The organism is Streptomyces sp. NPDC104381 (assembly GCF_055583745.1).
The window spans coordinates 798,838-812,275 of the sequence record NZ_JBVJNK010000001.1; the positions used below are offsets into that span (position 1 = coordinate 798,838).

The window sequence follows — 13,438 nt, forward strand, 5'->3', positions numbered from 1 at the left end:
GTGCCGTCCAAGGAACCGCCGCGCCGCCGAGTACCCGGCCCCGCGCGCTCCCGCAACGCGGCCGGCGGCTCGGGACGCCCCCGGCCCACCGCCCGCCCCGACGCCCGGCGTCCGGGACGTCCGGTGGCCAGGAAGCGACGAGGCGGCTCCTCCCGGTCCATCCGGCTGGGCAGCCCGCGCCCCCGGCTGCGCCTGATCAGCCTCTGCCTGACCCTCGTCATGCTGGCGTTCGTCATCCGGCTCCTCCAGGTGCAGGCGGTCGACGCGAGCACGTACGCCGCCAAGGCCGAGAAGAACCGCTACCTGGAGTACACGATCGCCGCCGAACGCGGCGAGATCACCGACCGCAGCGGCATCGCCCTCGCCACCAGCGTCGACGCGCACGACATCACGGCCGACCCGAAGCTGTTCACCCCCGAGGACAGCAAGGCCCCGGACGCGCCGCAGCAGGCGGCGGCCCTGCTCGCCCCGATCCTCGGCAAGGACGAGGCGGAGCTGGCGAAGAAGCTCTCCACCCCCAAGAGCCGCTACACCGTGCTGGCACGGCGGCAGACCCCGCAGGTCTGGAAGCAGATCAAGGACCTCAAGTCCGTCTTCGCCGAGAAGGCGGCCGAGGACAAGGCGAAGGGCGGACCCGGGGCCGACGTGCTGGCCGGGGTCCTCCAGGAGCCCACCACCAAGCGCGTGTACCCCAACGGCGACCTCGCCGCCGGGATACTGGGATTCGTCAACGCCGAGGGCAAGGGCGGCGGCGGTCTGGAAGCACAGCTGAACAAGGAGCTCCAGGGCGAGGACGGCAAGATCCGCTACGCCCAGGCGGGCGGCCGCCCCGTGCCGACCGCCGGCTCCACGGAGATCCCGGCCGTCGCCGGCACCGACGTCGAGCTGACGATCGACCGCGACATCCAGTGGGCGGCCCAGCGCGCCATCGCCGACCAGGTCGAGAAGTCCAAGGCCGACCGCGGCTACGTCATCGTCCAGAACACGCGGACCGGCGAGGTGCTCGCCATGGCCAACGCCCCCGGCTACGACCCGAACGACCTCGCGCAGAGCAATGCGGCGGCCCTGGGCAACGCGGCCCTGCAGGACGTGTACGAGCCCGGCTCCACCAGCAAGGTCATGTCCATGGCCGCGGTGCTGGAGGAGGGCGCGGCCACGCCCGACACGCACGTCACCGTCCCCAACCGGCTGCACCGGGGCGACCGGCTCTTCCGGGACGACATCGACCACCCCACCTGGTACCTCACGCTCAACGGCGTACTCGCCAAGTCGAGCAACATCGGCACCATCCTGGCCACCGGGCAGCTGGGGAAGACCCAGGCCGAGGCCAACGAGGTCCTCCACTCCTACCTGCGTAAATTCGGCATCGGCAGCACCACGGGGCTCGACTACCCGGGCGAGTCGCCCGGCCTCCTCGCCAAGCCCCAGGACTGGTCGACCTCGCAGCAGTACACGATCCCCTTCGGCCAGGGACTCTCGCTCAACGCCATGCAGGCCGCGTCGGTCTACTCGACCATCGCCAACGGCGGCGTCAGGATCGAACCGAGCCTCGTCCGCGGCACCAAGGGCGCCGACAACCGCTACACCGCCTCCGAGGCCCCCGAACGCACCCGGGTGGTCAGCGAGAAGACCGCCAGGACCCTGGCGAAGATGCTGGAGTCCGTGGTCGACGACCGGGAAGGCACCGGGACCAAGGCCCACATCCAGGGCTACCGCGTCGCGGGCAAGACGGGCACGGCCAACCGGGTCGATCCCGTACGCGGCGTCTACAAGGGCTACACCGCGTCCTTCGCGGGGTTCGCCCCCGCGGACGATCCGCAGGTCACCGTCTACTGCGCCATCCAGAACCCCACCAAGGGCAGCTACTTCGGCGGCCAGATCTGCGGGCCCATCTACAAGAAGGTCATGGAGTTCGCCCTGAAGACCCTCCAGACCCCTCCCTCCGGCAGCGATCCAGCCCGGCTGCCGGTGTCCTTCAAGCCCGGCGAGTAACTCGGGGGAACCCTCAGTGACGACCATCACCCCTGATCCCGGGAACCGGAACGAGAAGTACCGCAACCCCGGCCCCTCACTTCGCGAGAGGCCGGGTCCGCCCGGTACGCTCACCGCCGTGCCCCACGCTGATCAGTGCCAAACCACTCAGAAGGACGCGCCTGTGACCTATCCGGGAGCGCCCCGACCGGACCGGATCCGGCCGACGTCCATCGGCGAGCTGGCTGCCCGGCTCGGTGCCGGACCGCAGGATTCCGGTGAGGTCACCGGCATCACCCACGACTCCCGGGCCGTACGCCCCGGGGACGTGTACGCGGCTCTGCCCGGCGCCCGCTTCCACGGCGCCGACTTCTCCGCCCAGGCCGAGGGCCTCGGCGCGGCCGCGATCCTCACCGACCCGGCGGGCGCCGAGCGCGCCGCCGCCACCGGCCTGCCGGTCCTCGTCACCGACGACCCACGCGGCCGGATGGGCGACATCGCGGCCGAGATCTACGGACGGCCGGGCGTCGGCCTCCTCCAGATCGGCATCACCGGGACGTCCGGCAAGACCACCACGGCGTACCTCGTCGAGGGCGGCCTGCGCGGCGCCGGACGCAGCACCGGGCTGATCGGCACCGTCGAGATGCGGATCGGCGACGAACGCATCAAGTCCGAGCGCACCACCCCCGAAGCCACCGACCTCCAGGCCCTGTTCGCCGTCATGCGCGAACGCGGGGTGGAGGCCGTCGCCATGGAGGTCTCCAGCCACGCCCTGGTGCTCGGCCGGGTCGACGGCTGCGTCTTCGACGTCGCCGTCTTCAACAACCTCAGCCCGGAGCACATGGAGTTCCACTCCGGGATGGAGGACTACTTCCAGGCCAAGGCGCAGCTGTTCACCCCGCAGCGCAGCAAGCTCGGGGTCCTCAACTTCGACGACGAGTACGGCCGCAGGCTGGTGAGCGAGGCGTCCGTCCCGGTCGTCACCTTCTCCGCCGAGGGCCACCCGGACGCCGACTGGCGGGCCGAGGACGTGGAGGTCGGTCCCCGGGACAGCACCTTCACCGTGATCGGCCCCAAGGGCGAGCGCGTCACCGCCAGGGCCCCGCTGCCCGGCCCGTTCAACGTCGCCAACACCCTCGCCGCGATCGTCACCCTGGCCGTCGCCGGCATCGACCCGCAGATCGCCGCCGACGGCATCGCGGACGTCCCGGGCGTGCCCGGCCGGCTGGAACGCGTCGACGCCGGACAGCCGTATCTCGCGGTCGTCGACTACGCGCACAAGACCGACGCCGTCGAATCCGTCCTGCGCTCCCTGCGGAAGGTCGCCGAGGGCCGGGTGCACATCGTGCTCGGCTGCGGCGGCGACCGCGACACGACGAAGCGCGGCCCGATGGGCGCCGCCGCGGCACGGCTCGCCGACACCGCCGTACTGACCTCCGACAACCCCCGCTCCGAGGACCCCCTCGCGATCCTCGCCGCGATGCTCTCCGGCGCGGCCGAGGTCCCCGTCCACGAGCGCGGCGACGTGCTCGTCGAGGCCGACCGGGCCGCGGCCATCGCCGCCGCGGTCGCCCGGGCCGAGCCCGGTGACACCGTGCTGGTGGCCGGAAAGGGACACGAGCAGGGCCAGGACATCCACGGAGTGGTACGTCCCTTCGACGACCGGAAGGTCCTGCGCGAGGCCATCGAGCGCTCCCTGGGACGCACGAACCCCGCGCAGGCCCCCGAGGACCGCGTACACACCCATGAGAACAACAGTCAGGGATGACCAAGTGATCGCCCTTTCCCTCGCCGAGATCGCCGGAATCGTCGGCGGGCAGCCGCACGACGTACCGGACCCGTCCGCCGTCGTCACCGGGCCCGTCGTCATCGACTCCCGGGAGGTGCGGCAGGGCTCCCTGTTCGCCGCGTTCGCGGGCGAGCGTGTCGACGGCCACGACTACGCGCGGCTCGCCGTCGAGGCCGGCGCGGTGGCCGTGCTCGCCGTCCGTCCCGTCGGCGTGCCCGCGATCGTGGTCGACGACGTCGTGGCCGCGCTCGGCGCCCTCGCCCGCGCCGCCGTGGAACGCCTCGGCACCACCGTCGTCGCCCTGACCGGTTCGGCGGGCAAGACATCCACGAAGGACCTGATCGCCCAGATCCTGGAACGCAAGGCGCCCACGGTATGGACACCCGGCTCCCTCAACAACGAGATCGGGCTGCCGCTCACCGCACTCCGCGCCACGGCGGAAACCCGCCATCTCGTGCTGGAGATGGGTGCGCGCGGAATCGGCCACATCCGCTACCTCGCCGACCTGACGCCTCCTCGGGTCGGCCTGGTCCTCAACGTGGGCAGCGCCCACCTCGGGGAGTTCGGCAGCCGCGAGGCCATCGCCCAGGCCAAGGGCGAGCTCGTCGAGGGCCTGCCCGAGGACGGCGCGGCGATCCTCAACGCCGACGACCCGCTCGTGCGGGCCATGGCGTCCCGCACAAAAGCCCGGGTGCTCCTCTTCGGGGAGGCCCCGGATGCGGACGTACGGGGAGAGAACGTGCGGCTCACCGACGACGGCCGCCCCGCTTTCGAGCTCCACACACCCACCGGGTGCAGCGACGTGACCTTGCGCCTGTACGGTGAGCACCACGTGTCGAACGCGCTCGCCGCGGCCGCCGTCGCCCATGAGTTGGGCATGTCCGTGACCGAGATCGCCGATGCGCTCTCCGGGGCGGGCACCCTCTCCCGCTGGCGCATGGAGGTCACCGAGCGTCCGGACGGTGTGACGGTCGTCAATGACGCCTACAACGCGAACCCCGAATCCATGAAGGCCGCACTCCGTGCGCTGGCCGCCATGGGCAAGGCCCGACGGGCAGACGGGGGGCGCACGTGGGCGGTGCTCGGTCAGATGGCCGAGCTCGGTGACGCGTCGCTCGCCGAGCACGACGCGGTCGGACGGCTCGCCGTCCGGCTCAACGTCAGCAAGCTCGTCGCTGTCGGAGGAAGAGAAGCCTCCTGGCTGCAACTGGGCGCATATAACGAGGGTTCGTGGGGTGAGGAGTCGGTGCACGTGTCCGACGCACAGGCGGCCGTCGACCTGTTGCGCAGTGAACTGCGCCCGGGAGACGTCGTGCTGGTGAAGGCGTCCCGGTCGGTCGGCCTGGAGAAGGTCGCCCTGGCACTGCTGGAGACGACCGAGGGCGAGGTCGCCGTCCGATGAGGCAGATCCTCTTCGCGGGGGCCATAGGGCTCTTCCTGACCCTGGTCGGTACCCCGCTGCTGATCAAACTTCTGGCCCGCAAGGGCTACGGGCAGTTCATCCGGGACGACGGCCCGCGTACCCACGGCAGCAAGAAGGGCACTCCCACCATGGGTGGGATCGCCTTCATCCTGGCGACGATCATCGCGTACATCCTGGCGAAGGTGATCACCGGCGAGGACATGCGCTTCTCCGGCGTCCTCGTCCTGTTCCTGATGGCCGGGATGGGCCTCGTCGGCTTCCTCGACGACTACATCAAGATCGTCAAGCAGCGCTCCCTCGGGCTGCGCGCCAAGGCGAAGATGGCCGGCCAGCTGATCGTCGGCATCGCCTTCGCGGTGCTCTCGCTCCAGTTCGCCGACATCCACGGCAACACCCCCGCCTCCACCAGGCTCTCGTTCGTCGAGGACTTCGGCTGGTCGATCGGCCCGGTGCTGTTCTGCGTCTGGGCGCTGTTCATGATCCTCGCCATGTCCAACGGCGTGAACCTGACGGACGGTCTGGACGGCCTGGCCACCGGTGCGTCGGTGATGGTCTTCGGCGCCTACACCTTCATCGGGCTCTGGCAGTTCCAGGAGTCCTGCGCCAACGCGGAGACGCTGACCAACCCCAGCGCCTGCTTCGAGGTACGCGATCCGCTCGACCTCGCGGTCGTCGCCTCCGCCCTCATGGGCGCCTGCTTCGGCTTCCTGTGGTGGAACACCTCGCCCGCGAAGATCTTCATGGGCGACACCGGTTCGCTCGCCCTCGGCGGCGCGCTCGCGGGTCTCGCGATCTGCTCGCGCACCGAGTTCCTGATGGCCATCCTCGGCGGCCTCTTCGTGATGATCACCATGTCCGTGGTCATCCAGGTCGGCTCGTTCAAGATGACCGGCAAGCGCGTCTTCCGCATGGCGCCCCTCCAGCACCACTTCGAACTCAAGGGGTGGTCCGAGGTCCTTGTGGTGGTCCGGTTCTGGATCATCCAGGGCATGTGCGTGATCGTCGGACTCGGCCTCTTCTACGCGGGATGGGCAGCCAAGAAGTGAGCAACGTGGACTGGCAGGGCAAGCACGTCACGGTCGCCGGACTCGGCGTCAGCGGGATCCCCGCCGCCCGTGCCCTGCACGGGCGGGGAGCGCTGGTCACCGTCGTCAACGACGGCGACGACGAGCGCTCCCGCGCCCAGGCCGCCGAGTTGGAGGCGCTCGGGATCACCGTGCGCCTCGGCGACGGCGACACCCTGCCCGAGTCCACCGAGCTCGTCGTCACGGCCCCCGGCTGGAAGCCGGGCAAGCCGCTGTTCCTGGCGGCCGCCGAGGCGGGCGTCCCCGTCTGGGGCGACGTCGAACTCGCCTGGCGGCTGCGGGGACAGGACGGCCGGGAACCCGCACCCTGGCTCGCGGTCACCGGCACCAACGGCAAGACCACGACCGTGCGCATGCTCGCCTCGATCCTCGAGGCCGCCGGCCTGCGCACGGCCGCCGTGGGGAACATCGGGGTGTCCCTGCTGGACGCGGTGCTCGGCGACGAGACGTACGACGTACTCGCCGTCGAGCTCTCCAGCTACCAGCTGCACTGGGCGCCCTCGCTGCGCGCCCACTCCGGGGCCGTGCTCAACCTGGCCCCCGACCACCTCGACTGGCACGGCTCCATGGCCGGTTACGCCGCAGACAAGGGCCGGATCTACGAGGGCAACCGCGTCGCCTGCGTCTACAACGCGCAGGACACGGCGACGGAGGACCTCGTGCGCGAGGCCGACGTCGAGGAGGGCTGCCGGGCCATCGGCTTCACCCTCGGCACCCCGGGCCCCTCGCAGCTCGGGGTGGTCGACGGCATCCTCGTCGACCGGGCGTTCGTCCCCGACCGGCAGAAGCAGGCCCAGGAGCTCGCCGAGGTCTCCGACGTCAACCCGCCGGCCCCGCACAACATCGCCAACGCCCTGGCCGCGGCGGCGCTGGCCCGCGCCTTCGGCGTACCCCCGAAGGCCGTGCGCGACGGGCTGCGGGCCTTCCGCCCCGACGCCCACCGCATCGAACACGTCGCCGATGTCTCCGGCGTCACGTACATCGACGACTCCAAGGCCACCAACACCCACGCCGCCGAGGCATCCCTCGCCTCCTACGACCCGATCGTCTGGATCGCCGGCGGCCTCGCCAAGGGCGCCACCTTCGACGAGCTGGTGACCGGGGCGGCGAAGCGGCTGAAGGGCGTCGTGCTGATGGGCGCCGACCGGGCCCTGATCCGCGAAGCCCTGGCGCGACACGCCCCCGAGGTACCGGTGGTGGACCTCGACCGGACCGACACTGGGGCGATGTCCGCGGCGGTCCGCGAAGCGGCACGGCTGGCCGGGCCGGGAGACACCGTCCTGCTGGCCCCGGCCTGTGCCTCGATGGACATGTTCGTCAACTACAACAAGCGGGGCGAGGCGTTCGCGGACGCGGTCCGCGAACTCGCCGGCGAGAGCGCCTGACGGGCCCGGCCCCCGCGTCGTACCGTCCCTGAGGACCGGACGGCCCGGGAACCGGCGGTCAGCAGCACGGCCGCGGGCCAGGGCCCCGGCGACAGCCCCGGGCACGAGCAGTGGAGGGGACAGCGACAATGCCGGCCGACGAGAGCTCAGCCGCCCGCGTGGCCGGCCGTTCACGGGCCACCGCCGCGATCCGCCGGGCGCTCACCCCGCCCCTGCCCATCGGACCCGTGCCCGCGGGCTCCGGGCCCCTCGCGGGGCTCGCGCTGCGCAGCAGGCCCGCCACCGGGCCCCGCAGGGCCCCCGCGCCACGCGGCCGAGGCCCCTCCGGAGCCGGCGGCGGCGTGCAGCCGGGGCCGCGCCGGGGCGCCGGGGTGCGCAGGACCTACGAGCGCGTACGGCGGGCCTGGGACCGCCCTCTGACGGCGTACTACCTGATCCTCGGATCGAGCCTGCTCATCACCGTGCTCGGCCTCGTGATGGTCTACTCCGCCTCGATGATCAAGGCGCTGGAGCTGGCACGGCCCGGCACGTACTTCTTCCGCAAGCAGTTCATCGCCGCCGTGATCGGGGCCGGACTGATGCTGCTGGCCTCCCGGATGCCCGTCAAACTCCACCGGGCGCTGGCCTACCCGCTGCTCATGGGCACGGTCTTCCTGATGGTCCTGGTCCAGGTGCCGGGGATAGGGATGTCGGTCAACGGCAACCAGAACTGGATCTATCTCGGCGGCCCCTTCCAGCTCCAGCCCAGTGAGTTCGGCAAGCTCGCGCTCATCCTCTGGGGTGCCGACCTGCTCGCCCGCAAACAGGACAAGCGGCTGCTCGCGCAGTGGAAGCACATGCTCGTGCCGCTGGTGCCGGTCGCCTTCATGCTGCTCGGACTGATCATGCTCGGCGGCGACATGGGCACCGCGATCATCCTCACGGCGATCCTCTTCGGCCTGCTCTGGCTGGCAGGCGCCCCCACCAGGCTCTTCGCCGGGGTGCTCGCCTTCGCCGTGCTCATCGGGTTCCTGCTCATCAAGACCAGCCCCAACCGGATGTCCAGGCTCGGCTGCATCGGAGCGTCCGAACCGGGCCCCGGTGACTCCTGCTGGCAGGCGGTGCACGGAATCTACGCGCTCGCCTCCGGCGGATGGTTCGGTTCCGGGCTCGGCGCGAGTGTGGAAAAATGGGGTCAACTTCCGGAACCGCACACCGACTTCATCTTCGCCATCACCGGGGAGGAACTGGGCCTGGCGGGGACGCTGTCGGTGCTGGCCCTCTTCGCGGCTCTAGGCTATGCGGGTATCCGCGTGGCCGGACGCACGGAGGACCCCTTCGTGAGGTACGCAGCGGGAGGCGTGACCACCTGGATCACGGCGCAGGCCGTGATCAACATCGGTGCGGTGCTCGGCCTGTTGCCGATCGCCGGTGTCCCGTTGCCGCTGTTCTCCTACGGGGGGTCGGCCCTGCTGCCGACCATGTTCGCTGTCGGACTCCTGATCGCCTTCGCGCGAGAGGACCCTGCGGCGAGAGCGGCCCTGGCCATGCGGAGGCCCGGGGTCAGATGGAAGACGATGAGACGGCGCGTCATGAAGCGTCCGTCCGGAGAGCGGTGAATTTCGGTGCATGTCGTACTCGCCGGCGGGGGGACCGCCGGGCACATCGAGCCCGCGCTTGCCCTCGCAGACGCCCTGCGGAGGCAGGACCCGACCGTGGGAATCACTGCCCTCGGCACGGAGCGCGGACTCGAGACCAGGCTCGTACCCGAGCGGGGGTACGACCTGGCCCTGATCCCCGCCGTACCGCTGCCGCGCAAGCCCACACCCGAGCTGATCACCGTCCCGGGACGGCTGCGCGGCACCATCAAGGCCGCCGAGCAGATCCTGGAGCGCACCAAGGCGGACTGCGTGGTCGGCTTCGGCGGCTACGTCGCCCTGCCCGGCTATCTCGCGGCCAAGCGCGTCGGGGTGCCGATCGTCGTCCATGAGGCCAACGCCAGGCCCGGTCTGGCCAACAAGATCGGCTCCCGGTACGCCCACGGGGTCGCCGTCTCCACCCCGGACAGCAAGCTGCGCGGTGCCCGCTACATCGGCATCCCGCTGCGCCGGACCATCGCCACCCTCGACCGGGCCCGGGTCCGTCCGGAGGCGCGTGCGGCCTTCGGGCTGGACCCCAACCTGCCGACGCTGCTCGTCTCCGGCGGCTCGCAGGGCGCCCGCCACCTCAACGAGGTGGTCACACGCATCGCTCCGCTGCTCCAGCGGTCCGGGATCCAGATCCTCCATGTGGTCGGCCCGAAGAACGAATTGCCGCGTATCGACAACATGCCCGGGATGCCGCCCTACATCCCGGTACCGTACGTGGACCGGATGGACCTCGCGTACGCCGCGGCCGACATGATGCTCTGCCGCGCGGGCGCGATGACCGTCGCCGAACTCTCCGCCGTCGGGCTCCCCGCCGCCTACGTCCCGCTGCCGATCGGCAACGGCGAACAGCGGCTCAACGCCCAGCCGGTGGTCAACGCCGGTGGCGGTCTGCTGGTGGACGACGCGGCGCTCACCCCGGAATGGGTGCAGGGCAACGTCCTCCCGGTGCTCTCGGACCCGCACCGGCTGTACGAGATGTCCCGTGCCGCCGCGGAGTTCGGGCGAAGGGACGCCGACGACCTGCTCGTCGGCATGGTGTACGAGGCGATTGCCGCACGCCGCCAGGCGTGAGGCGGTGCGGACCCGGGGTGTGCGCCCCGGGTCCGGCGAAGGAGCGAGCGTGGCCGGACCGACGACCGCCCAGCGCGGCGAGGCGGAGCGGGCCGACACCCCGGCCCGGCCGCCGCACATCGGCCCCCAGGGGCCAGGACTGACGGGCCGTACGCGGCTGGTCCTGGCCGTTCTCGGCCTCGTCATGATCTCGGCGGCCACGGTCTGGGTGCTCTACGGCTCGTCCTGGCTGAGGCTGGAGCGGGTGACGACCAGCGGCACCGAGGTGCTGACCCGGAGCGAGGTGGAGGCCGCCGCGGCGGCGCCGGTCGGGTCGCCCCTGATCTCCGTGGACACCGATGCGATCGCCGACCGGTTGCGCCAGAAGTTGCCTCGTATCGACTCGGTGGATGTCGTACGGTCATGGCCGCACGGTGTCAGCCTTAAAGTGACCGAACGGAAACCGGTCCTGCTGGTCGAAAAGGGCGGAAAGTTCATCGAAGTGGACGCGAAAGGTGTCCGCTTCGCGACCGTGGACAAGGCGCCGGCCCATGTTCCGCTCCTGGAGTTGAAGCCCGACAGGTCGGCGAGCCTTCGCCGCTTCGGCGGTGACCGCCTGCTGCGGGAAGCCGTCCGTGTCGCGGGAGATCTTCCGGGGAAGGTGGCGGGGGAGACCGAGGTCGTGCGGGTCACCTCGTACGACTCCGCCGTGCTGGAACTGACCGGGGGACGAACGGTGATGTGGGGCAGTGGTGAGCAGGGGCCCGCGAAGGCGCGGGTGCTCACCGCTCTCATGAAGGCGTCTCCCAAAGCAGGACACTTCGACGTGAGCGCTCCCACCGCGCCTGCCGTGTCGAAGAGTTGACGCACGTTTCGCCTGGCCAACCCCCTGGTTGGTCAGCGCTACGGGTGATCACATAGGGTGAAAAGAAAAACGGGAGGTTCGGCGTGTTCGTTGAACGTGCGCCACTTGTCGACTTAGTGTCCTGTTCGGAAGAGTCCAAGAAGCAGACACACTGGTAACCCTAAACTTCAAGGTTAGGGTTTGGGTCGGCGTTCGGACCGACCCAATCGGCATCCGTCGTCGCGGCGGGACTACCGCGAAGCGACGACACGTAACTCGAGGCGAGAGGCCTTCGACGTGGCAGCACCGCAGAACTACCTCGCAGTCATCAAGGTCATCGGTGTCGGCGGCGGTGGTGTCAATGCCATCAACCGAATGATCGAGGTCGGTCTCAAGGGCGTCGAGTTCATCGCGATCAACACCGATGCGCAAGCACTGTTGATGAGCGACGCCGACGTCAAGCTCGACGTCGGCCGTGAACTCACCCGTGGCCTCGGCGCCGGGGCGAACCCGGCCGTCGGTCGTAAGGCGGCAGAGGACCACCGTGAGGAGATCGAGGAGGTCCTCAAGGGGGCCGACATGGTCTTCGTCACCGCCGGAGAAGGCGGCGGCACCGGCACCGGCGGCGCACCCGTCGTCGCCAACATCGCGCGCTCGCTGGGCGCCCTGACGATCGGTGTGGTCACCCGCCCGTTCACCTTCGAGGGCCGGCGACGCGCGAACCAGGCGGAGGACGGCATCGCCGAACTCCGCGAAGAGGTCGACACCCTCATCGTCATTCCCAACGACCGGCTGCTGTCCATCTCGGACCGCCAGGTCAGCGTGCTCGACGCGTTCAAGTCGGCCGACCAGGTGCTGCTCTCGGGTGTCCAGGGCATCACCGACCTCATCACGACCCCGGGTCTGATCAACCTCGACTTCGCCGACGTCAAGTCGGTCATGTCCGAGGCCGGATCGGCGCTCATGGGTATCGGCTCGGCCCGCGGCGACGACCGCGCGGTGGCCGCCGCGGAGATGGCGATCTCCTCGCCGCTCCTGGAGGCGTCCATCGACGGCGCCCGCGGTGTCCTGCTCTCGATCTCCGGCGGCAGCGACCTCGGTCTCTTCGAGATCAACGAGGCCGCCCAGCTGGTGAGCGAGGCGGCGCACCCCGAGGCGAACATCATCTTCGGCGCGGTCATCGACGACGCGCTGGGCGACGAGGTGCGGGTCACCGTCATCGCCGCCGGCTTCGACGGCGGCCAGCCGCCGGCCCGCCGGGAGAACGTCCTCGGATCGAGCGTCGGCAAGCGCGAGGAGTCGGCTCCGCCGGCCCGGGCCGCCGAACCGGCGCGCCAGAGCGGCGGACTGGGCTCCGTGCCCCCGCGCGAGGAGCCCCAGACGCCGGCCGAGCCGGCCCCGGTGGCGAACGAGACCTCGCTCCCGCCGGTCACCCCTCCGCACGTCCCGACGGCCCGTCCCTACCAGGACAACCAGGCCGAAGAGCTGGACGTACCGGATTTCTTGAAGTGATAGGTCCGCAGCACGCGGTGCGAGCCGCGGAGTCTTCGGCGGGCGGCGCCCATTTCGCCTTCACCGACAGGTGGGGCGGAGTGAGCGCCGTTCCGTACGAGGAGCTCAACCTCGGCGGCGCGGTCGGCGACGACCCCGCCGCCGTCCGTGCCAACCGTGCCCGCGCGGCCCGTTCGCTGGGTCTCGACCCGGCCCTGGTGGTCTGGATGAACCAGGTGCACGGGCGTGACGTCGCGGCGGTCGACGGCCCCTGGGGCGACACCCGGGACATTCCCGCGGTGGACGCGGTGGTGACGGCCCGGCGCGGGCTGCCGCTCGCGGTGCTCACCGCCGACTGCACACCCGTGCTCCTCGCCGATCCGGCGGCCGGTGTCGTCGCGGCCGCCCACGCGGGACGGCCCGGTCTGGTCGCGGGGGTCGTACCGGCCGCCGTCGAGGCCATGATCGCGCTCGGCGCGGAACCCTCCGGGATCACCGCGCACACCGGACCGGCCGTCTGCGGACGGTGCTACGAGGTTCCGGAGCAGATGCGCGCCGAGGTCGCCGCGGTCGTCCCGGCGTCGTGGTCGGAGACCTCCTGGGGAACCCCGGCGGTCGACGTCACGGCCGGGGTCCACGCCCAGCTCGCCGAGCTCGGCGTCACGGACCGGCAGAGCTCGCCGTTCTGCACGCTGGAATCCGGCGACCATTTCTCCTACCGTCGCGACCGCACCACAGGACGGCTCGCCGGATATGTCTGGTTGGACTGATA

Annotated in this window: 10 protein-coding genes; all 10 read left to right on the forward strand. The window is 70.9% G+C overall.

The annotated features are described in order from the left end of the window. The 10 genes from ACZ607_RS03605 to pgeF all read left to right on the forward strand — a co-directional run bounded on the left by ACZ607_RS03605 (position 1) and on the right by pgeF (position 13,436). On the forward strand, positions 1-1,992 hold the full coding sequence (locus tag ACZ607_RS03605) for a peptidoglycan D,D-transpeptidase FtsI family protein (RefSeq protein ID WP_469731294.1): 1,992 nt from the start codon (positions 1-3) through the stop codon (positions 1,990-1,992). Positions 1,993-2,008: 16 nt separating this feature from the next. Beyond that, positions 2,009-3,739: a UDP-N-acetylmuramoyl-L-alanyl-D-glutamate--2,6-diaminopimelate ligase gene (locus ACZ607_RS03610; protein WP_469731296.1), complete on the forward strand. Its 1,731-nt coding sequence runs from the start codon at positions 2,009-2,011 to the stop codon at positions 3,737-3,739. 4 nt (positions 3,740-3,743) lie between these two features. Beyond that, positions 3,744-5,162, forward strand: a complete 1,419-nt coding sequence (locus tag ACZ607_RS03615) for a UDP-N-acetylmuramoyl-tripeptide--D-alanyl-D-alanine ligase (RefSeq protein ID WP_469731298.1) — start codon at positions 3,744-3,746, stop codon at positions 5,160-5,162. Then, positions 5,159-6,229: a phospho-N-acetylmuramoyl-pentapeptide-transferase gene (gene mraY, locus ACZ607_RS03620; RefSeq protein WP_099176243.1), complete on the forward strand. Its 1,071-nt coding sequence runs from the start codon at positions 5,159-5,161 to the stop codon at positions 6,227-6,229. The genes ACZ607_RS03615 and mraY overlap by 4 nt, the downstream gene beginning before the upstream one ends. Next, the gene (gene murD / locus ACZ607_RS03625) at positions 6,211-7,653 is read left to right on the forward strand and encodes a UDP-N-acetylmuramoyl-L-alanine--D-glutamate ligase (RefSeq protein ID WP_469731300.1); all 1,443 of its coding nucleotides are present in this window, start codon (positions 6,211-6,213) and stop codon (positions 7,651-7,653) included. Before mraY ends, murD begins: the two co-directional genes overlap by 19 nt. A gap of 128 nt (positions 7,654-7,781) precedes the next feature. Then, positions 7,782-9,251: a putative lipid II flippase FtsW gene (ftsW, locus tag ACZ607_RS03630; protein ID WP_469731302.1), complete on the forward strand. Its 1,470-nt coding sequence runs from the start codon at positions 7,782-7,784 to the stop codon at positions 9,249-9,251. A 6-nt stretch (positions 9,252-9,257) separates the two neighbouring features. After that, positions 9,258-10,352, forward strand: coding sequence for an undecaprenyldiphospho-muramoylpentapeptide beta-N-acetylglucosaminyltransferase (murG, locus tag ACZ607_RS03635; RefSeq protein ID WP_014156748.1), 1,095 nt, complete (start codon positions 9,258-9,260; stop codon positions 10,350-10,352). A 49-nt stretch (positions 10,353-10,401) separates the two neighbouring features. Then, positions 10,402-11,196 carry a cell division protein FtsQ/DivIB gene (locus ACZ607_RS03640; RefSeq protein ID WP_469731305.1) on the forward strand — a complete coding sequence of 265 codons (795 nt, stop codon included), beginning with the start codon at positions 10,402-10,404 and terminating at the stop codon, positions 11,194-11,196. 276 nt (positions 11,197-11,472) lie between these two features. Beyond that, complete coding sequence (ftsZ, locus tag ACZ607_RS03645; protein ID WP_469731309.1) at positions 11,473-12,687, forward strand: cell division protein FtsZ; 1,215 nt, start codon at positions 11,473-11,475, stop codon at positions 12,685-12,687. Between the two features lie 17 nt (positions 12,688-12,704). Next, positions 12,705-13,436, forward strand: a complete 732-nt coding sequence (gene pgeF / locus ACZ607_RS03650; RefSeq protein ID WP_469731318.1) for a peptidoglycan editing factor PgeF — start codon at positions 12,705-12,707, stop codon at positions 13,434-13,436. Positions 13,437-13,438: the final 2 nt, after the last annotated feature.